This is a genomic window from Polaribacter staleyi, from assembly GCF_038024045.1.
GTDB classification, from domain to species: domain Bacteria; phylum Bacteroidota; class Bacteroidia; order Flavobacteriales; family Flavobacteriaceae; genus Polaribacter; species Polaribacter butkevichii.
This window is the reverse complement of record NZ_CP150665.1, coordinates 4,161,559-4,184,245: the sequence shown is the minus strand read 5'-3', so window position 1 is coordinate 4,184,245 and position 22,687 is coordinate 4,161,559. Positions and strand designations below refer to the sequence as shown.

The 22,687-nt window shown below is 32.7% G+C and carries 10 protein-coding genes; 7 read left to right on the top strand and 3 right to left on the bottom strand.

Annotated features, from left to right (window positions below; all coding sequences use genetic code 11):
- Positions 1-174: 174 nt before the first annotated feature.
- The 7 genes from WHD07_RS17360 to WHD07_RS17330 all read left to right on the top strand — a co-directional run bounded on the left by WHD07_RS17360 (position 175) and on the right by WHD07_RS17330 (position 20,811).
- The gene (locus WHD07_RS17360) at positions 175-762 is read left to right on the top strand and encodes a hypothetical protein (RefSeq protein WP_343329401.1); all 588 of its coding nucleotides are present in this window, start codon (positions 175-177) and stop codon (positions 760-762) included.
- Complete coding sequence (locus WHD07_RS17355) at positions 728-9,706, top strand: T9SS type A sorting domain-containing protein (protein WP_343329400.1); 8,979 nt, start codon at positions 728-730, stop codon at positions 9,704-9,706. The genes WHD07_RS17360 and WHD07_RS17355 overlap by 35 nt, the downstream gene beginning before the upstream one ends.
- A gap of 330 nt (positions 9,707-10,036) precedes the next feature.
- Positions 10,037-11,248: an RsmB/NOP family class I SAM-dependent RNA methyltransferase gene (locus WHD07_RS17350; protein WP_105048019.1), complete on the top strand. Its 1,212-nt coding sequence runs from the start codon at positions 10,037-10,039 to the stop codon at positions 11,246-11,248.
- Between the two features lie 77 nt (positions 11,249-11,325).
- Positions 11,326-13,536, top strand: coding sequence for an endonuclease (locus tag WHD07_RS17345; protein ID WP_343329399.1), 2,211 nt, complete (start codon positions 11,326-11,328; stop codon positions 13,534-13,536).
- A gap of 63 nt (positions 13,537-13,599) precedes the next feature.
- Positions 13,600-15,648 carry an endonuclease gene (locus WHD07_RS17340; protein WP_343329398.1) on the top strand — a complete coding sequence of 683 codons (2,049 nt, stop codon included), beginning with the start codon at positions 13,600-13,602 and terminating at the stop codon, positions 15,646-15,648.
- A 171-nt stretch (positions 15,649-15,819) separates the two neighbouring features.
- Positions 15,820-19,491 (top strand): phosphoribosylformylglycinamidine synthase, encoded by a 3,672-nt coding sequence (gene purL, locus WHD07_RS17335; protein WP_343329397.1) that lies wholly within the window; start codon positions 15,820-15,822, stop codon positions 19,489-19,491.
- A gap of 90 nt (positions 19,492-19,581) precedes the next feature.
- Positions 19,582-20,811, top strand: a complete 1,230-nt coding sequence (locus WHD07_RS17330) for a threonine/serine ThrE exporter family protein (RefSeq protein ID WP_343329396.1) — start codon at positions 19,582-19,584, stop codon at positions 20,809-20,811.
- A gap of 65 nt (positions 20,812-20,876) precedes the next feature.
- Here the strand turns inward: WHD07_RS17330 and WHD07_RS17325 are convergent, their stop codons facing one another.
- The 3 genes from WHD07_RS17325 to WHD07_RS17315 all read right to left on the bottom strand — a co-directional run bounded on the left by WHD07_RS17325 (position 20,877) and on the right by WHD07_RS17315 (position 22,594).
- Positions 20,877-21,608 (bottom strand): DUF2971 domain-containing protein, encoded by a 732-nt coding sequence (locus tag WHD07_RS17325; RefSeq protein WP_343329395.1) that lies wholly within the window; start codon positions 21,606-21,608, stop codon positions 20,877-20,879.
- A 145-nt stretch (positions 21,609-21,753) separates the two neighbouring features.
- Positions 21,754-22,122 (bottom strand): glyoxalase, encoded by a 369-nt coding sequence (locus WHD07_RS17320; protein WP_343329394.1) that lies wholly within the window; start codon positions 22,120-22,122, stop codon positions 21,754-21,756.
- On the bottom strand, positions 22,115-22,594 hold the full coding sequence (locus WHD07_RS17315; RefSeq protein ID WP_343329393.1) for a hypothetical protein: 480 nt from the start codon (positions 22,592-22,594) through the stop codon (positions 22,115-22,117). Before WHD07_RS17315 ends, WHD07_RS17320 begins: the two co-directional genes overlap by 8 nt.
- Between the last annotated feature and the right edge of the window lie 93 nt (positions 22,595-22,687).

Here is a 22,687-nt window from a genome sequence, read left to right as displayed (position 1 = left end):
GGATAATATAACAGCTAAAATGTTCTTGTGACACTTAACATTCTACTTCTACAAACCTTCAAAAGGTAATTATTTCTAATTCAATAAAATAAAAGTGACTTTTTAAATTTAATAGTGTCTTAATAATGGTGTCTAATTAATAATAACCATATGGCGCTTTTAAAATTTTTCTAAATGATTACATATTTAAAAAAAACGAAATTATTTGCGGGGATAATTCGTTTTAAATTAAGGCCTCTGGCTTTACACCTATTCTCTTTATTTGCATTGTTCTATTTTATAAATACCAATGCGCAATGTGATAATTATGACTACACTCTAAGTAGCAATCAAAATAATGGTTATACTTTTCAATCTGGTGTTACCCGTATTGTAGGTAATGTTAGTATTTTTAATTCAACAGGCGCTACCTTTAACGATGGAGCTGTAATTTGTATTTCAAACGGAAGTACTTTAAAAATATCAAACTCTGCTTCTACAGGGAATGTGTCTTTTATTGTAGAAGAAGGGGAATTAATTTTTGATCAAAACCCACAATTTAATGCTAGTGTAAATATAAAAGTAAGCAGTAAGGGAATACTTACCGCTTCTAATACAATTAGTTTTAATGGAACTAAAAATACTATTTATAATGAGGGAATTATAAACGTTAATCAATCGTTACAATTTGGATCATCTACTATTAATGAATTTGATAACCTAGGTAAGGTAACTTATTGGCGGAGAAATGAATGCTGCATCTGCTGGTTTAAGTCATTTTAGAAATCAAGACGAAATGGTTATTACTAATAATTTTCAAACAAGTTCTGAAACAACTTTTGTAAATTGTAGTAAACTAACCTCTAAAAACTCACTTAACAATAAAGGTCTATTTGTAAACACAGGTACGTTTAACATTCTTTCAGGAGCATTGTCTTTAGGAATAGATTCATCTGCTTTTAAAAATTATGGTGTATTTTCTGTAAACGGAGACTTTAATTTAACAGGAGAATTTTACAATGAAGGATCTGCAGATATTAAAGGTAAAATACAAGGTGGCGGAGACGTGACAGGTCCTTTAACCTCAGAATCGAAAACAGGTTATATAAAAATTGGTAGTCAATCTAACATTTCTGGTATTGTTGGTCCTAATTTAGATTTCTCTTATACTTTTAATGGAACCCCAATACAAAATGCTACAATAGACGCAACCGTATCCTATATTTGTAGTGGTGCCAATTGTGCAAACCCAGAAGATTCATCTGAAACTTGTGCTAATTTAGACGGAACAATCCCTTGTTCATTAACGTCTCCTGGTACTTTAATAGGTTCTTGTACTAATAATAACGATTTACAATTTACATTAAACTTAGAAGGAAGTAAAATCGGTGCATCTTATACAATAACGGGCACAACCACAACTACAGGTTTTTACAATACGGATACCGTTTTTGTAATTACTGATGGTGCAGATGGTTTAGATAAAACGATAACAGTTACAGATATAGATGACCCTAATTGTAATTTAACAATAACGGTTTCTGGAGCTGCTTCTTGTTTAGATACAGATGGTGATGGAGTTATTGATATTGTTGATTTAGACGATGATAATGATGGTATTTTAGATACTGAAGAATTAGCTTGTCTAACCAACTCTTCTTACATTGATCTTGGTCAAACTTTTACACAAGCGAGTACAAATACATCTACAAGCAGTACAACTTCTGGATCAGAAACAAATCTATACAACTTTAATGGTGTAAGCGCTACATTTGCTTACCAAGTAACAAATTCTGCTAATTGGGGTAGCGGAGTTGAAAGCAAAGGCCCTACAAATAATGTAGATGGTAATTACATTAATGTACAAGTTAAAAATTCTAGTTTTCCTAATGGATCTTTCTATCCTGAAAATGCTGCAGATTTAAATGTTGTAATTTATACTATAACTTTTACAGAACCAGTTTATAATTTAGAGTTTAAATGGGGAGGACTAGACAACAGCGATAGAGCAGATATTTCTGCTAATTTAGACGGTGTAAATGTTCCTTTATCTGTTTTAAACAACTCGTTAAGCGCAGGTAACTATACAATTATTAATCAATCTGTAGTAAGTACTACGAGTGCGGCAAATGCACCAAACAATAGTGTTATTGTTTCTTCCGCAAATCCTATTAAGCAAATTGTAATTGTAGGTGGTAAAGAAGATAGTACAGGTAGAGTTGCTACAATGCAATTATTCGAATTAAAATATTGTAGTGCACCCGATACAGACGGAGATGGAATTCCTAATCATTTAGATTTAGATTCAGACAACGATGGTATTCCTGATGTTATAGAAACAGGCGGTATTGATGCAAATTATGATGGAATTGCAGATGGAACGGTAGGAACCTCTTTAACAACAAACGGAATTCCATCTTCAGCAAACGAAGGTAACACACCTACAAATGCCGATGCAGATAATAGTCCTGATTATTTAGACATAGATGCAGATAATGATGGTATCCCGGATAATATAGAAGCACAAAGTACCGCTAATTATATTGCTCCTAGTGGAGTTGGTTCTGATATGATTGATATCAATAAAAATGGTATCGATGATGCTTACGAAACTGACGGTATTGGTTTTGTTCCTGAAAACACAGACAATACAGACAAACCAGATTATCTAGATTCAGACTCAGACAATGATGGTATTGCTGATATTATTGAAAACGGAGATACAAATAATGTAATCATTGACATAAATGCCGACAAAGATAACGATGGTTTAAATGATATTTTTGATGATAACGACGATTCTAATATCAATGGATCTACCATAAATGATGGATCTATTACAACTCCTAAAGTAACAAACACTGTTGATATAGCAAATGCTTATGGAAATACTGATAATAAAGGAGATGTAGATTATAGAGATTTTAGCGATAATGATAATGATGGTATTGCAGACTATTTTGATTTAGATGATGATAATGATGGTATTTTAGATACCGATGAAGGTTGTGGAAATTTAATAACAAACGGTAACTTCGAACTTCAAGACTTTTCAAGCCCTACAGAATTTCCAAACAGTGATACAAATCCTTCTGGTACTTTTATAGGAACTACATTCAATACAAACACATTAAAAGGATGGAACTACACTCAAAACCTAGATGGATGGGTTGGTGGAGAATCTCCTACTTGGTCAACTAGTACTTTTGCAGATGCATATAGTGGTGCACAATACCTAGACGTACTTGGCAACAATGATAAAAGTGCAGGAGGTGTTAGTAACGTCCTTTCTCAAACAATTTCCACAGTTCCTGGAACAACTTACACCCTTAGTTTTTATTGGGGAGAAGATATTGGACATTTAACTGGACAAGGAGTTACTTTAAATTTAAATATTAAAAATACATCTAACTCAAGTATTTTTAACGAAACCCTAAATGCCATTGCAGAAGGAAATATAAACGGAATTGTTGGTCCAAAAAAATGGTATCGCTTCAGTACCGTTTTTGTTGCTATAGACTCACAAACAACCATAGAATTTAAAGCAACCCCTCCTAGTGGCGGATCTTTAGGTGCAGGTGCTGCATTAGACCTTGTAAGTGTTTTTGCTAATAATTGTGCAGATACAGATGGAGATGGTATTCCTAATGCTTTCGATTTAGATTCAGATAATGATGGTATTCCAGATTTAGTAGAAGCTGGTGGAGTTGATACTGATGGTAATGGTAAAGTAGATGCTATCAATGCTGATGGTACTTTAATAAATGACACTAACGGTGATGGTTTAGACGATCATTACGATGTAGATAATGGTGGAACCGCTATTACAAACCCAGATTCTGATGGTGACGGTATACCAAATACGCAAGATTTAGATTCAGATAATGATGGTATTCCAGATGTTATAGAGGCAGGTGGTACAGATGCAAACGGAAACGGTATTGCAGATAACTTTGTAGATACTGACAACGATGGTTTTAACGATGTTGTTGATGGTGATGTTGGACAAAATGGTACTTCAGAAAACACTGCAAACGCTTTAGTTGTAACAGGTAGCGATACTGATAATGATGGTAAACCAAACTCATATCCTAACGGAGACATAGATAAAGATGGCCTTCCTAATTATGTAGATTTAGATGCAGACAACGATGGTATCCCAGATGTTATAGAAGCCGGTGGTGTAGACACCAATGGAGATGGTAAAGCAGATGGTTTTACAGACAATGATAATGATGGTTTTAATGATGTTGTAGATGGAGATCCAACAAATTCTTTAGCCATCGCAGATGATTCTTTAGTTACAAACACAAATCCGTTACTAGTAACAGGAATAGACAATGACAGTAATGGTACTCCAGACACAATACCAACAGGTGATACAGATGGAGACGGAATAAGAGATTTCTTAGATTTAGATGCAGATAACGATGGTATTCCAGATGTTATAGAAGCTGGTGGTACGGATGCAAATGGAGATGGTTTTGCAGATAACTTTGTAGACGCTGATAAGGATGGTTTTAATGATGTTGTAGATGGAGACCCAACAAACTCTTTAGCTATTGCAGACGATTCTTTAGTAGCAAACACAAATCCGTTACTAGTTACTGCTACAGATAAAGATCCAGCAAATTCTTCAGACGTTGCAGATGGTAAACCTTATACAATTACAACTGGTGATACGGATGGAGACGGAATAAGAGATTATTTAGACTTAGATTCAGACAACGATGGTATTACAGATGTTCTAGAAGCAGGTGGTACCGACGGTGATAAAGATGGTAAACAAGATACTACAACCGATGCTGACAATGATGGTTTTGATGATGCAGTAGATGGAGACACCAACAATAATGGTACTTCTAATAATATTGCAAATGTTTTAGTACTTACAGGGCCAGATTCAGATGCTACAAACACCACTTTAGATGGAAAACCAAATTCTTATGTAAAAGGTGATGCTGATAGTGATGGAAAACTAAATTTTATTGACATTGATGCAGATAATGATGGTATTCCTGATAATATAGAAGCGCAAACTACAAGTGGTTATATTGCTCCTACAGGAACTACAATTGCAGATACCAACAACAATGGTGTAGATGATGTTTACGAAAACTTATCAACAGGAGTAATAACAATAATTCCAGAAAATACTGATATTTCTAATGATGCAATACCAGATTATTTAGATACAGATTCAGACAATGATGGTATTTTAGATATCGCAGAAAACGGACATACAGCAAATGTTGCATTAGGAACTGATTCTGACAACGATGGTTTAGATGATGCTTTTGATGATAATAACGATTCAACAATAGCAGGTGCTACTGTAAATGATGGTGTAAACACTAATAATAAAGTAACAGACCTTACCTCTTTAGAAAATTCTTTTGGAGATGAAGATAATGACTTTAATCCTGGTACAGGTGATCTTGATTATAGAGACATTAAAGATAACGACAATGACGGTATTGCAGATAGCATCGATTTAGATGATGATAATGATGGTATTCCTGATACTATAGAAAATGGTGGTAACAATGCAGAGGGTGATGAAGATGGTGATGGTATCCCTAATTATTTAGATACTACAGACAATAATGGTACTGGAGACGGTAGCACAACAGACTACACAGACAGTGATAATAATGGTATTCCTGATGTATATGATACAGATGGTGATGGCATTCCTAATCATTTCGATTTAGACTCAGACAACGATGGTATTCCAGATATCGTAGAAGCTGGCGGAGTAGATACAAATGGAGATGGTGTTGTAGATTACCCAATTTCTGGAGACCCAACTTCTATGGTCGATTTAGATAATGACGGATTGGATGATAATTATGACAGTACAGACACATCAGGAAGTACTCCTAGTTTTACGGCAGGAACTCCAATTACAAACCCAGATACTGACGGAGACGGAATTAAAGATGCTCTAGATTTAGACTCAGACAATGATGGTATTCCAGATTTAATAGAAGCTGGTGGTGTAGATACTGACGGTAATGGTAAAGTTGATACTATTGATGCAAATGGTAAACTTCTAAACGATACTGATAACGATGGATTTGATGATGCTGTAGATGGTGATGTTGGTCAACTTGGTACAGACAACAATAAAAACAATGCTTTAGTACTTACCGGAACGGATACAAACAACGATGGTACACCAAATTCTTACCTTACTGGTGATACAGATGGAGATGGTATTCCTAATCATTTAGATTTAGATTCAGACAACGATGGTATTACAGACATTATAGAAGCAGGTGGTACAGATACCAATAAAGATGGTAAAGTAGATGCTATCGCTACAGATGGTACATTAACAACAGACATCAATAATGATGGGTTTGATGATAATGTTCAGAACGCACCTTTAGTTACTACAGGATCAGATACGGATAATGATGGTAACCCTAACTCTTACACAAAAGGAGATGCAGATAGCGATGGTATACCTAACTTTTTAGACATCGATGCAGATAATGATGGTATTCCTGATAATATAGAAGCACAAACTACTAGTGGCTATATTGCTCCAAGTGGCGTTGCTACAGGTATTACAGACACTAACAACAATGGTGTAGATGATGTCTACGAAAATTTATCTACAGGAGTAATAACAATAACTCCAGAAAACACTGATATTTCTAATGATGCAATACCAGATTATTTAGATACAGATTCAGACAATGATGGTATTTTAGATATCGCAGAAAACGGACATACAGCAAATGTTGCATTAGGAACTGATTCTGACAACGATGGTTTAGATGATGCTTTTGATGATAATAACGATTCAACAATAGCAGGTGCTACTGTAAATGATGGTGTAAACACTAATAATAAAGTAACAGACCTTACCTCTTTAGAAAATTCTTTTGGAGATGAAGATAATGACTTTGATCCTGCAAGTCCAAGTACTGGTGATCTTGATTATAGAGATGCACCAGAAGCTGCAGATGCCATGATTACACAAGTATATCAATTTGGTACAGAAAGATGGATAGAAATTACCAATATAGGTACAACGGATATCCCTGCAAATACAATTAGAGTTCAATTGTACAAAAATAAAACAGGAGATCAAACTGGTGTAGAACCAGACGCTGATGGTATTGTAAATTTAGAATTAAAAGTAGGTAAATCTGTTTTATTCAAAAACAGTGGTGCTTCTTCTATTACAAATTTAGGGACTACAAACATCATTATTAATGAAGACTTAACAAATATTGATGGTGGTGTTGATATGATTACGCTTTCACCACTTAGCAATGTAAATTCATGGGCAAATAGATACGATGTTGCTTCTAATATTGATAACAAAACATCTGTTGTAAGAATTGATGAAACGTTAGTTCCTAATGCTACTTATACAGAAAGTGAATGGGTTGTTTTTATAGACGATGCAATAGCTACTTATGATATCGTAAACAACTCTATCTCTACAGACATTAGCCCTAGAAGACATCCGCAAGATTTATTAATCTCAGAAATACTAAGTTCTAATATCGAAGCAAACACATTGTTAGGGTTGCATAGAATAAATGAGACTACTAGAAATTTAGATGGTACTTGGGATAACGGTTTTCCAGACCGATCTCGTTACGTTGTAATTGATGAAGATTACAATCACACTATAGATAGGTTAAGTGCTAGAAAAATAAAAATAGACACAACTAAAGAATTAATAGTTACAAATCAATTATTAGTAGTAACTAATGGTATCGAATTAAACGGAAACATCCGTTTATCAGGAACTTCTCAATTGGTACAAACCCATACAAGTTTAAGTACTGTATCAGGTTCTGGTTTACTTTTTGTTGATCAAAAATCTGAAGTACCTAGCACATATCGTTATAACTACATGAGCTCACCAGTTACTACTATAGGAGAAAACACGTATACACTAGAAACTGTTCTTAGAGATGGAACTACCACAAATAGCCCAAAAGAAATTACTTTTGTATCTGGATATGATGGTTCTTTTAATGGAACTAATATCTCACTAGCTGATTACTGGGTGTACACATATGCAGCAGGTAGTAATGGAAGATCTAATTGGGAACATAAATATAAAACCGGAGAGATTAACAGAGGAGATGGTTATATTTTTAAAGGACCAGGAAGAGTACAAAATTATACTTTTGTTGGTACACCAAATGATGGTGAATTTAAAACAGAGAATGAAATAGGTCCTGGAGAATCTTATCTAATAGGAAACCCTTTTCCTTCTGCTATGAATGCAAGAAAATTTATAGAAGACAACGAAGCTTCTATCACAGGAACGTTATACTTTTGGCAACATGTAGGAGAAGACAATCCTAATGGTACTGCTGGACATAATTTTGCAGGTTATGTTGGCGGATATGCTACTCAAAACAAAAGAATGGGTACAGCCGCAAATACTACTAATCTAGTTGAACCAGTAAACTATACACTTCAAGCAGAAGATGCTATTGAAGGAACCGGATTTGAAATATCACTACTTGGTTTTGGTAATTCTGTAGTTTCTTTAAATCACACAGATTATATCAAATATTCTAATATTTCTAGAGGAGTAGATTCGTTAAGAATAACATACGCATCTTTTTTTGATAAAAAGCTAAAAATCAAAATCAATAATCAAGAAACAGAAGAAATTATATTTTCTAAAACGGCTGGATTTTACATCGAAAAAAAGATAGCTTTATGTATAGAAACAGGTAGTGACGTTACCTTTACTTCTATTGATGATTCACATAGTGTTTTTATAGATAAAATAGTTTTTAAAGATCAAGATGGTCAAATAGCTTGCGCACCTAGTACAGGTGATGCTACTTATGCTGATAAATATATAGCTCCCGAACCTTACATTGCAATTGGTCAAGGATTTTTTATAGAAGGTAATGGTACTAGTGGTAAAATTGTTTTTAACAATAGCCAAAGAGAATATATTACCAAAGAGTCTGGAGAGTCTGTCTTTTTTAGAAGTAAAAAGAAAACAACGGCTAAAACATCTAACACAGGGTTACCCGTTTTAAAATTAGGAATGAACTATTCTAATACTGTGGGCAACAATTTACACCGTCAAATAGGAATTTCTTTTGATCCAGCAAACTCTTTTGAGTACGAAAAAGGATCTGATTCTAAAATGTATGATGTAAACCCTACTGACTTCTATTGGAAATTTCCAAATGATTACAATAGTTACGTAATTGCTGGAGTACAACAAATATCAAATGATTTAGAAGTTCCTTTAGAAATTATTGTAAAAGCAAATAGTGTTATTAATATTAAAATTGATGAAATCAATAACATCAGTCAAGATGTGTACATTAAGGACAAATTAACAGGTAAAACTCAAAAAATAAACGACGCCAATGCTACCTATCTATTAAAAGAAGGTACATATACAAATCGATTTGTTTTGGCTTTTTTACCATCAGAAAATACTGTACTGAGCGTAGAGGATGATATTCTATTAGACAAACAAACTAGTATTTATGCTGATAATGAAAATCACAACATTGTAATATCTAAAAACCAGGAAGTAAATATCAATAATGTAGAATTATTTGATATCCTAGGTAAAAAAGTAAACCTTTGGACTATTAAAGAACAAAAAGAGGTGTATCAATTAGAAATCAAAAAACAAGTACCAACAGGTATTTACATTGTTAAAGTAAATACAGATAAAGGCACAATGAATAAGAAAGTAGTAATTGAGTAATAATTCAGCGACTTCTTACTACTTAAAAGTAGAAGTCGCTTTATAAAAATTGACTTTAATAGAAAAGATTATTTAAAAGAGGATTTTTAAGAAAATGGCCCCCTTTTATTGTAATTATTAGTTGAGTCCCCACAAAACTACTCTCTTTTCTATGAAGTCTTTTTTGTATTATAAAACAATTAAATAATAATTGCTACCTCTTTAGGTAGCAATTGTTTTATAGAACCCCCAATTTACCTTTATGGAATTCACCTTCATTTAAAAACAACTTAAAATAAAGGATTGGTAAAACAGAATTCGTACATTTGTGCCCCATATTCAAAAGAAATAATGAGATTACACAGAAACTTAACTTTTGCTGTTATAGATAGTATTAGAGATATCTTTAATGAAGGCGTATATGCAGACAAAGCTGTAGAAAAGGCACTAAAACGAGACAAACGTTGGGGTGCTAGAGATAGAAAATTTGTTGCAGAAACCATTTACGACATTGTTCGTTGGAATAGGTTGTACGCAGAAATTGCCGAAGTTAAAGCACCTTATGATAGAGATAATATTTGGAGATTATTTTCCGTTTGGTGTATTCTAAGAGGAATTGCATTACCAGATTGGAACCAAATTGGTGATGTCCCAGAAAGAAGAATTAAAGGTCGTTTTGCTGAATTATCTAAAACTAGAAAATATAGAGAATCTATACCAGATTGGATGGATGAAATGTGTGCTAAAGAATTAGGTGAAGAAATCTGGACCAAAGAAATTGCCGCTTTAAATGTACAAGCTAGTGTAATTTTAAGAACCAATACGTTAAACATTACTAGAGATGTTCTGCAAAAGAAATTAAGAGCAGAAGGTGTTATTACAGAATTTCTACCCAATCATCCAGATGCTTTAATATTGCCAGAAAGAGCCAATGTTTTTAAAACAGAAGCTTTTCATGCTGGATATTTTGAAGTTCAAGATGCATCATCGCAACTTGTTGCTGCTTATTTAGATGTAAAACCAGGTATGAAAGTGATAGACACTTGTGCTGGTGCAGGAGGTAAAACCTTGCATTTATCTGCCTTAATGGAAAATAAAGGGCAAATTATTGCCATGGATATTTACGAAAGTAAATTGCGTAAATTAAAGGTTAGAGCAAAAAGAAACAAAGCGCATAATATAGATATGCGCGTAATTGATTCTACAAAACCAATTAAAAAATTACATGGTAAAGCAGACAGAGTTTTAATTGATGCTCCATGTTCTGGTTTAGGTGTTATCCGTAGAAATCCAGATTCTAAATGGAAACTTCAACCAGAATTTATAGAAAATATAAAAAAAATACAACAAGACGTTTTACAACAATATTCTAAAATGGTTAAACCTGGTGGAAAAATGGTGTACGCAACCTGTTCTGTATTACCATCAGAAAACCAAGAACAAGTTAATCATTTCTTAACATCAGAAGCAGGAAAAGACTTTACTTTTGTCTCTGATAAAAAAGTGTTAGCGCATATTTCTGGTTTCGACGGATTTTATATGGCACTTTTAGAAAAAAAATAAAACGCTATATTTTTGCTGATGTAGTGTGTAATTGCTGAAAAAGAAAAGATTTATTTTTTAATTTAACTTCAATTTACATGGTAAAAAAACTACTTCTTTTATTTTTAACAATTACATCTTTTATTTCATTTTCTCAAGAAGACTATTATGATGATGTAAATTTACAATTAACAGGCATTGCTTTAAAAGAAGCTTTAGCTACAAAAATTATTAGTACGCATTCTAAAATGTTAACCTATACACCTGGTGTTTGGGAAGCTTCTAAAATTACAGATAGAGATACCGATGAACCAGACAATGTTGTTTTAATTTATGGTTGGGAAAATGGTTCTGACCAAGATGCTACCAATGATAGAACTAGAGACAACTCTTTACAAGATGCAGGAACTGGCGCAAACTTTGTTTGGAATAGAGAACATGTATTTTCTAAATCGCTTGCAGAACCAAGTTTAATAACAGACAACCCTGGTTCTGGGACTGACGCTCATAACTTAAGACCCGCAGATAAAAATAGAAATTCAGAAAGAAACAACTACAAATTTGCATTAGGTAGTGGAAACTCGGGGCGCTCTTCTATTACTTACAATGGTCCTGATGGTGCAGACACAAGAGGTTGGTATCCGGGAGACGAATGGAAAGGAGACGTTTCTAGAATTATAATGTATATGTACTTGCGTTATGGAAACCAATGTTTACCAACTTATGTTGGTGTTGGAGACACACAATTTACGCCAGATGATATGATTGATTTATTCTTAAAATGGAACAGAGAAGACCCTGTTTCAGACATTGAAAAAGCAAGAAATACGTATCATGAAAACACTTCAAACACCTATGCACAAGGAAATAGAAATCCGTTTATAGACAACCCGTTTTTGGCTACCAGAATTTGGGGAGGAGAAAATGCAGAAGATACTTGGGGAATTTATAAAAACAGTGATACTGAGGCTCCTACTGCTCCAACCAATGTTACTTTAAGCAACACCACATTAACATCAATAGATATTTCTTGGTCTGCTTCTACAGATAACATTGGTGTTACACAATATCAAGTATATGTTAATGATGTTTTAACAAAACAAACAACAACAGCTACCTCTGCCTCTATTACAGGTTTAGAAACAAATTCCACTTACAACTTTAAAGTAATTGCTAAAGATCTAATTAATAAATCTGACGCAAGTATCGTGGTTACAGGGAAAACCTTGGCAGATACCACACCTCCATCAGTACCTACAAATGTTACCATTACAGACATCACAGATAGTTCTTTTAACATAAACTGGTCTACTTCTTCAGACAACAATAAAGTAACTGGTTATGATGTTTTTGTTAATGGAACTTTTAAAGCAACTACTACAGCAACTAATTATGCACTTATTGGTTTAGCAACATCTACAACTTATAACGTAACCGTTTTAGCAAAAGACAAAGACAATAACAAATCGGCACAAAGTATTGCTGTAAATGCCACTACAACAGACGGAGCTTCTGGAGGGGTTGCATCAGAGTTATTTTTCTCAGAATATTTTGAAGGAGACGGAGGAACAAACAAAGCATTAGAAATTGTTAATTTAACAGGAGGTACAGTCAATTTATCTGGTTATACAATAAAACTAGACAGAAATGGTACTGGTGTATGGGTTTCTCCTTTAGAACTAAATAGTGGAACTGTTAAAAATATTGTTCCTGGAGATGTTTTTGTAATAGGAAATGGAAAGAACTCTTACCCAGAATTACAACCTTACTCTACAACAAATACCATCGGTCAGGTAGATTTGGTACAACCAGTTATTGAAGAAACTAATTGGGGGCAACCCGTAAACTTTACAGGTAATGATGCCATCGGTTTATTTAAAGACGATGTATTAATAGATATTATAGGAGAATTTGGTAACGGTGCTAATTTTGCTGTAAATAAAACACTTAGAAGAAATGGAAATATCACCGCACCAAATATCGCTTTTGATCTGCAAGGAGAATGGACTTCTTTCCCTGCAAATACTGTTGACGGTTTTGGTAGCCACACAACAACATTAAATACAAAAAACTTTATTTTTGAATCTTTTAAAATGTATCCAAATCCTACAAACGGAAGCAGAATTTACTTTAGTTTTACAGAAGATGCAAAAATTAACATATACAATCTATTGGGTAAATTAATATCAACATCAGTAATAAACAAAAGTAAAAACAATATTGATATTTCAAATTTATCTAAAGGAGTCTATTTAGTAAAAATTAATTCTGGTAAACAATTTATTACAAAGAAATTAATTAAAAACTAGCTTCTTAAAATTAAACTTTAACAAAAACGATTCCGAAACGAGTCGTTTTTTAAATTCAAAAAAATGAAAAAAATAGTACTCTTAGCGTTTCTATTAGTTACATTAATAGTTTCTGCACAACAACCTTATTATTCAGATGTTGATTTATCTAAATCTGAATTTGATTTAAAAGAGGAATTATCCCTAAAAACAATTGCGGCACACACAAACCTTTTAAGCTATACACCTGGTATTTGGGAAGCTAGCAAGATTACAGACAAAGACCCTTCTAATGCAAATAACATTTTGCTTATTTACGGATATAATGATAACGACGGAAACTATGTTACCGACAGATCTAGAAGTCAAAATTTAAACGGTGGTGATTCTGGTACAGATTGGAATAGAGAACACACCTACGCTAAATCTTTAGGAAACCCCAATTTAGGTACTTCAGGTCCTGGTTCAGATGCACATCATTTACGTCCGTCTGATGTAAGTTTTAATAGCCAAAGAGGAAGTCTAAAATTTGCAGATGGTTCTGGTAATGCGGGTCCTGTTTCTGGTGGTTGGTACCCTGGAGATGAATGGAAAGGAGATGTTGCAAGAATGATGATGTATATGTACATCCGCTATGGAGACCAATGTAAACCAACGACTGTTGGTGTCGGAAACCTTGTTGGCCCTGACGATGAAATGATCGACCTATTTTTAGAATGGAATGTAGAAGATCCTGTATCTGATTTTGAACGCCAAAGAAATACCTACCACGATTCTAATGAAACTTACGCACAAGGAAATAGAAACCCTTTTATAGACAATGCGTATTTAGCTACAAGAATTTGGGGAGGAGAAAATGCAATAGATTCTTGGGGACTATACCTAACTCCAGATGAAGAAGCACCTACAGTACCTACAAACCTTGCACTAAATAATATTACAACTTCTAGTATCGATGCTACTTGGACTGCTTCTACAGATAATGAAGCTGTTACAAAATATGAGGTATTTGCAAACGGAACTTTAAACGGAGAAACTAAAAATACAACTTATACACTTACCAATTTAACCCCTAATACGGCATATAGTATAACAGTTTTAGCAAAAGATATTGCTAATAACAAATCTGCAGAATCGGCAAAAGTAGAAGCTACCACTTTAGCAGACACAACGCCACCTACGGTACCTACAAGCATTATTATTTCTAGTGAAATAAGTACTGGTTTTAAAATAGATTGGGCAGCCTCTACAGACAATTCTAGTGTAGCTAGCTACAGTATTTATATAAACGGAATCTTAAACGGAACAACACAAACTACAACCTATCAAGCTACAGGTTTAACGGCTTCAACCACCTATAATGTAACAATTTCTGCAAAAGATATTGCTAACAATGAGTCTGAACAATCTATAGCTGTGCAAGGAATTACAACTGAAGAAAACACAAGTACATCTTGTGGTTCTGAAACTTTTGATTTGATACCAGCTAACAGTAGTTCTTATTCTACTAGAATCTGGACCGGTGATAATGGTTTAGAATGGACCGCTACATCAGCTAGAACAGATCAAACATTAAATGAAAGAGCAATTACCCTTGATGTTAGAGATAGTAAAACAGGCTCACTTACTTCATCTACATTTGCTAACGGAATAGGAAGTTTAACGGCTTCAACTAAACGTGCTTTTACCGGAGGATCAGGTACTTTAGATGTTTTAGTGAATGGAAATAAAGTAGGGACATTACCTTATGGTGACGAAATTGAAACAACAACAATTTCGAATATTAAAATTTCTGGAAATGTTATTGTTGTTATAAATGATTCTAGCGCTGGCGGCGAACGAGTTATTATAGATGATTTAACCTGGACATGCTACTCTACATTAAGTACAGAAGAAGATCTATTTAATTCTTTTAAAATGTATCCAAATCCAGTACCTGGAAACAAAATCTACTTTAATACCATTGATGACGTTAACGTAAACATTTATAATGCTTTAGGAAAACTAGTAAAATCTACAGAAATTTCAAGTTCAAAAAATAGTATCGATATTTCTAACTTTTCTAAAGGTGTTTATTTAATAAAAGTATATTCTGAGAATCAATCTATTACTAAAAAATTGATAAAAAATTAAGCTCACTTTAATTTTTATAAAAAAAAGGCGCCTTTTATTACAAAAGGCGTCTTTTTTTATGGTTTATAACCACGTGAATAACTCTTAAATTTCACTGAATTAATTCATTAGAATTAAGATGAAAAAAAGTAAATTTGCATTTTTACAACAACACACAAATAAAACACAATAATGATTCATTTCTTTGGAAAGATAGACAGTAAAGTATTTGCTGTTCAAACAACAAAAAAATTAAGTACAGAAACGATTGCTAAATTAACTTGGTTATTTGCAGATCAACCAAAAATAGAAGAAACCTCAATTGATGCTTTTTTTGTGGGGCCAAGAGCGGCAATGATTACGCCTTGGAGTACCAATGCTGTAGAAATCACTCAGAATATGGGGATTTCAGACATCATCAGAATAGAAGAATTTACAGCTTGTACAGAAGATTTTTCTGATTTTGACCCAATGATTTCTGAAAAATTCAAAGGTTTACATCAAGAATCATTTGACATTCATATTCAACCAGAAGCCATTTTAGAAATTGAAGATATTGCAGCCTATAACAATCTAGAAGGTTTATCTTTAAGCGACGAAGAAGTAGCGTACTTAGAAGGTGTTGCTACAAAAATCGGAAGAAAATTAACAGATTCTGAAGTATTTGGTTTTAGCCAAGTAAATTCTGAGCACTGTAGACATAAAATATTTAATGGAACTTTTGTAATTGATGGTGAGGAAATGCCAACATCATTATTTAAGTTAATCAAAGAAACCTCTAAACAATTTCCTAACGATATTGTTTCTGCTTACAAAGACAATGTTGCTTTTGTAAAAGGTCCTAAAGTAGAACAGTTTGCTCCTAAAACGGCAGACAAACCAGACTTTTATCAAACAGAAGAATTTGAATCTGTAATCTCTTTAAAAGCCGAAACACACAATTTCCCTACAACAGTTGAGCCTTTTAACGGAGCAGCAACCGGTTCTGGAGGAGAAATTAGAGATAGACTTGCTGGAGGAAAAGGTTCTTTACCTTTAGCGGGTACAGCTGTTTATATGACTTCTTATTCTCGTTTAGAAGAAAACAGATATTGGGAACATAAATTTGAAGCTAGAGATTGGTTGTACCAAACACCTATCGATATTTTAATAAAAGCATCAAATGGTGCCTCTGATTTTGGTAACAAATTTGGACAACCCTTAATTACGGGTTCTGTATTAACTTTTGAGCATGAAGAAAATTCATCTTCTAGCTCTTCTAAACCTAGAAAATTAGGTTTTGATAAAGTAATTATGCAAGCTGGTGGAATTGGTTACGGAAAAGCAGAACAAGCTTTAAAAGAAACGCCAAAAGAAGGAGATAAAATTGTAATTCTTGGTGGTGAAAACTACAGAATTGGTATGGGTGGAGCTGCAGTTTCATCTTCAGATACAGGAGAATTTGCTTCTGGTATTGAGTTAAACGCTGTTCAACGTTCTAATCCAGAAATGCAAAAACGTGCTGCAAATGCAGTTCGTGGTATGGTAGAAAGCAATGAAAACTTTATTGTTTCTATTCATGATCATGGGGCTGGTGGACATTTAAATTGTTTATCAGAATTGGTAGAAGATACTGGTGGTAAAATCGATTTAGACAAATTACCTGTAGGAGACCCTACTTTATCTGCAAAAGAAATTATTGGTAACGAATCTCAAGAAAGAATGGGATTAGTAATTGCTGAAAAACATTTAGAAACTTTACATAAAATTGCAGATAGAGAACGTTCTCCTATTTATGACGTTGGTGAAGTTACAGGAAACGACCGTTTTACTTTTGAATCTAAATCTACAGGTAAGAAACCAATGGATTTAGCTTTAGAAGATATGTTTGGTTCTTCTCCTAAAACGGTTTTAACAGATACAACTGTTACTAGAAATTATAAAAATTCGAGATATAAAATTAAAAATTTACAAGTATATTTAGAACAAGTTTTGCAATTAGAAGCTGTTGCTTGTAAAGATTGGTTAACAAATAAAGTAGACCGTTGTGTTGGTGGTAAAGTTGCCAAACAACAATGTGTTGGTCCATTACAAATTCCGTTAAACAACGTTGGTGTAATGGCTTTAGATTATAAAGGTAAAGAAGGTGTAGCCACTTCTATTGGCCACTCTCCTATCGCTGCATTAATAGATCCTGCTGCCGGTAGTAGAAATGCCATTACAGAATCTCTTACAAACTTAATCTGGGCACCATTAAAAGAAAATTTAACAAGCGTATCGCTTTCTGCAAACTGGATGTGGCCTTGTAAAAACGAAGGTGAAGATGCTCGTTTATACAAAGCTGTAAAAGCTGTCTCTGACTTTTCTATCGATTTAGGAATCAATATACCTACCGGAAAAGATTCTTTATCTATGAAGCAAAAATATGCTAATGATGAAGTAATTGCTCCAGGAACGGTTATTATTTCTGCTGCAGGAAACTGTAACGCTATTAGTAAAGTTGTAGAACCTCTTTTAAAGGTTGATGGAGGAAACATCTATTATATTAATATTTCTCAGGATGACTTTAAATTAGGAGGTAGTTCTTTTCACCAAGTTTTAAACACCATTGGTAATGAAGCGCCAGATGTAAAAGATACAACTTTTGTTAAAAATACTTTTAACACCATTCAAAACTTAATTAAATCTGATAAAATTACTGCAGGACACGATGTTGCTTCTGGAGGATTGATTACAACTTTATTAGAAATGTGTTTTGCTGATGTTAATTTAGGGGCCAATTTTAATATCTCTGCTTTAAATGAAGAAGATTCTATAAAAGTATTATTCTCAGAAAACTCAGGAATTGTTTTTCAAGCAGATGCTTCTGTAGAAACAATTTTATCAGAAAATAATATTGAATTTTTCAATATTGGAACTGCTAACAATTCAGGGACTGTAAATATTCAAAATAGTGAAGAAAACTTTACGTTTGATGTTGCTGAAATGAGAGATGTTTGGTATAAAACTTCTTTCTTATTAGATCAAAAACAAACCGCTAATAATTTAGCTCAAGATCGTTTTGATAACTATAAAAAGCAACCTTTAACCTATAAATTCCCAGAGAACTTTACAGGAAAGTTACCTGTAATAGGAAAAGACAAACCTAAAGCTGCTATCATTCGTGAAAAAGGTTCAAACTCAGAGCGAGAAATGGCAAATGCCATGTATTTAGCTGGTTTTGATGTAAAAGATGTACACATGACAGATTTAATTTCTGGTCGTGAAACATTAGAAGACATTCAGTTTATTGGTGCTGTAGGAGGTTTCTCTAATTCTGATGTTTTAGGTTCTGCTAAAGGTTGGGCTGGAGCATTTAAATACAACGAAAAAGCAAATACGGCTTTAAAAAACTTCTTTAAAAGAGAAGATACTTTGTCTGTTGGTATTTGTAACGGAGCACAATTATGGATGGAATTAGAATTGATTAACCCAGAGCATAAAGTACATGGAAAATTAGGTCATAATGATTCTCAAAAGCACGAAAGTTCTTTTACCTCTGTAAAAGTACAAGAAAACAACTCTGTAATGTTATCTAGTTTAGCAGGTACAGAATTAGGTGTTTGGATTTCTCATGGAGAAGGTAAATTTAACTTACCTGAAGCTGAAGAAAATTATAATATTGTTGCTAAATATGGTTATGAAGGATACCCAAATAACCCAAATGGTTCAGATTTTAACACAGCTATGATGTGTGATACATCTGGAAGACATTTAGTTACAATGCCACATATAGAACGTTCTACTTTTCAATGGAATTGGGCAAACTATCCTGACGGAAGAAAAGATGAAGTTACACCTTGGTTAGAAGCATTTGTAAATGCTAAAAATTGGTTGACTAAATAATTTAATAAAAAAGTATATCTAAAAGGGCTTTTTTAAAGCCCTTTTTTTGGCGCTAATAATACATAAAATAGCCCTCTTTAATTAGTACAAATGAAAGTTCCAGAAAAATATTATTTCATAATTGAGCTTGGAAAAGCGTTACATATTTACGGTATTCCTTCCTATAAAATCCAAACTTACCTAACAGAAGTTGCTAAAACGCAAGGTTTTACAGGTAGCTTTATGGACTCCCCTACATGGATTAATTATGTTTTTTATGAGGATGAAAATTCTTATAATTATATAGAATGTATTCCTCCTGGATCATTAAATTTAGGGGCATTTTCTAGAATAGCAGAGTTAACCAATAAGGTTATCGATTTAAAAATTGATAACGACTCCATAAGTAATGAATTAAAAATTATTCACTCTAAAACTAAAATAGTAAATCATTATTACTTAACGTTGGCCTATGCTTTTGGAGCAGGTTCTTTTAGTATTATGATTGGTACCAATTGGATTTCTTTTGCTTTTTCTATTTTATTAGGAGGGTTAATATATCTTTTGGTTTATTTAGCTACAAAATCTAAATATATAGAAAATGTATTCGAATCTTTAAGCGCCTTAGTGGTAACCATTATTTGCTGCCTTTTAACTCTAGTTTTTCCTACCTTTAACTTAGGTTTAACCATTATTGCTTCCATTATTATTTTTATTCCTGGTTTAGCAATTACAACCGCTTTAGAAGAAATAACATCTAAAAGTTTAGTTTCTGGAGGTGCAAAACTTTTCGACTCTATCCTCTTACTATTTAAACAATTTTTTGGTGTATTACTAGGCTTAGCATTAATGACCTCTTTGGTAGATATCGATTTAACCTATCATGTATCTTCGATGCCAAAATGGACTATATTTTGTGCTGTTCCTATATTTTCAATTGCTCTTTTACCAATCTTTCAAGTACGAAAAAAAGACATGCTTTTTGGAGTACTTACAGGAGCATCTGCCTTTTTTACAACCGTTCTATTATCTGGATACGGAGTTTTAGTAAGTACTTTTTTTGGAACATTGGTTGTTGTAGGAGTCAGTCGATTATTTGGTAGAATTTCTAAAACACCAAAAACGGTCTATTTAATTCAAGGTGTTATTATGCTTGTTCCTGGAAGTAAATCTTTTATGGGATTAAGTAACTCCTTTTTTAACCCATCTACCACTACTGGTTCTGCAAATTTATTTGAACAAGTAGCTTTTATTTTAATGGGTATTATTGGGGGACTTCTTTTTGCGGGAACATTTAGAGAAAGACGCCCAAGAAAAACCACTATACAAACAAAAAAATAAAATATTTACTTTATAAAAAAACAGCTTTTAGAAAAATCTAAAAGCTATTTTTTTGATCTATTTAATTATAATTCTTTTATAATCATTTCCGTCTTTTCAATGTGTTTATTTGATGTATAAAGCTTAACATTATTATACTTATTGAATTCTGTTATAAGATTTTTGATCGTTTCTAAATTGTCGATTCCTATTCGTGCACCAAATATTATTCCTACTAAACTTTCGCTATCAAATTTTAGCCTTCTATCTGGAAATAAATCAAAGTTTTTATTAATCAATAACCTCGTCTCTTCTTCTTCACTCCAACTACATAGTTTATTAAATAAAAATGGTCCTTCTTCTCTAATTCCAATATAATCGTCGGAATCCTCATTAGCGTCATGATTAACTAACTCGACAAAAGGAAGTTGATTAGAATATTTAATTTTATTCATTGAAACATTTGGTTGTTTACTTATACCTGTTTTCAACTTTACTTCGTCAAATATTAAACATACTCCTTTATGAGAGTCTGCGTAATGAGACCACATTTTTAGACTTTCAGGATTCTTTGTGAAACATGAAATTCCAAATTCACTCATAATCAAACTATTAATATATTCAGATAAAATATTAGAAAAATAATATTCATCATTCATTGACTTATTTAAATCTTCATCATAGTCGTAATCATCCAAAATGGTTTTTCTTTTAAATTTTAAAAGTTTTTTTATGAAGTATTCATTTTGATACTTTTTTATATTCTTAATTCGAAAACCACCTTCAAACGGATCATTTAATTTATCAGGTGGTCCCATCCAAAAACAGTTATTTATTAATAAATGTAATAAGAACTGATTACATGATGAATACTTAAAAAGTAATCCTTCATTTAAAAATTTTGACATTATCTAAATTATTTATTATAAAAATTATCTTTATTTATTATTAATTGGAACTAACTTATATTTCGGCAATACTATCTTTAATTCTTTGAGCCGTTATTTGTAAAATTCTTTTATTAATTTCTGATGAATTATCACTATAAAAAGCAAATTCATCCGTAGAAAAATGACCAATAATTACACCCAAAGTAAAATTCTTATAATTATTATCCGTTTTATAAATAGCCGTTACTTTACTTCTCTTTTTCTTATCTGGTAAAACAGTAAAATCAACCTTTCTTTTTTGAAGATAGTTTTTAAATGAACTAATTAACAAAGCATGTTGCATCTTTATAATTGGCCTTAAAACTTCGTTTTGAAACTTTTCCATCTCAGAAGTTCCTGCGTTTACTAAATCCGATAAAATGGGTCTTTCTTTCTTATTCATCTAATAATTCGTTTAGTTCTAATTGATAATCATATTGTAAATCTTCATGAAAAGTAGCAATCGCTTTTTTAATTAAAAGCACTTGCCTATCAAAAGTAGCCAATAACCTTGCACTCTGTTTCATTGATGGTCTAAACTCTTTTAAAAGACGGCAAAAATGGAGTAATAATGCTACTTCTGTTTCTTTCTTTTTAGAATACCTAATAAACTTTTTTGTGAGTGTTAAAATCTTTCTCACACTTTTTCTAATATAAAAAAAGCTCTTAGTATTTATTTCAGAAAAAAGCACCTCCATTTGGTCTTTTACACTCTGTATATATTGCTCTTCGTTATGAGATTCAAACAACAAATACGTAAGTAATTCTTTATTCTCTTTCTTAAATTTAGACAAATGCAAACACAACTCTTTTAACTCATCTGCAGATTTATAAGAGAGTTCATCTTTTAATTGTTTTAAAGTAACAGCCTTCATTTAGGATATTTTTTTTACAAGATAAAAAAGAAAACCTCACAAAGTAAAATCTGTGAGGTTTATATTTAAAATTCCGCTATCGCGGGATAAAAT

Bases quoted from the DNA above. Each gene is read 5' to 3' on its own strand.
- WHD07_RS17360 (WP_343329401.1), top strand. From the start codon at position 175: ATGATTACATATTTAAAAAAAACGAAATTATTTGCGGGGATAATTCGT.
- WHD07_RS17355 (WP_343329400.1), top strand. From the start codon at position 728: ATGAATGCTGCATCTGCTGGTTTAAGTCATTTTAGAAATCAAGACGAA.
- WHD07_RS17350 (WP_105048019.1), top strand. From the start codon at position 10,037: ATGAGATTACACAGAAACTTAACTTTTGCTGTTATAGATAGTATTAGA.
- WHD07_RS17345 (WP_343329399.1), top strand. From the start codon at position 11,326: ATGGTAAAAAAACTACTTCTTTTATTTTTAACAATTACATCTTTTATT.
- WHD07_RS17340 (WP_343329398.1), top strand. From the start codon at position 13,600: ATGAAAAAAATAGTACTCTTAGCGTTTCTATTAGTTACATTAATAGTT.
- purL (WP_343329397.1), top strand. From the start codon at position 15,820: ATGATTCATTTCTTTGGAAAGATAGACAGTAAAGTATTTGCTGTTCAA.
- WHD07_RS17330 (WP_343329396.1), top strand. From the start codon at position 19,582: ATGAAAGTTCCAGAAAAATATTATTTCATAATTGAGCTTGGAAAAGCG.
- WHD07_RS17325 (WP_343329395.1), bottom strand. From the start codon at position 21,608: ATGGGACCACCTGATAAATTAAATGATCCGTTTGAAGGTGGTTTTCGA.
- WHD07_RS17320 (WP_343329394.1), bottom strand. From the start codon at position 22,122: ATGAATAAGAAAGAAAGACCCATTTTATCGGATTTAGTAAACGCAGGA.
- WHD07_RS17315 (WP_343329393.1), bottom strand. From the start codon at position 22,594: ATGAAGGCTGTTACTTTAAAACAATTAAAAGATGAACTCTCTTATAAA.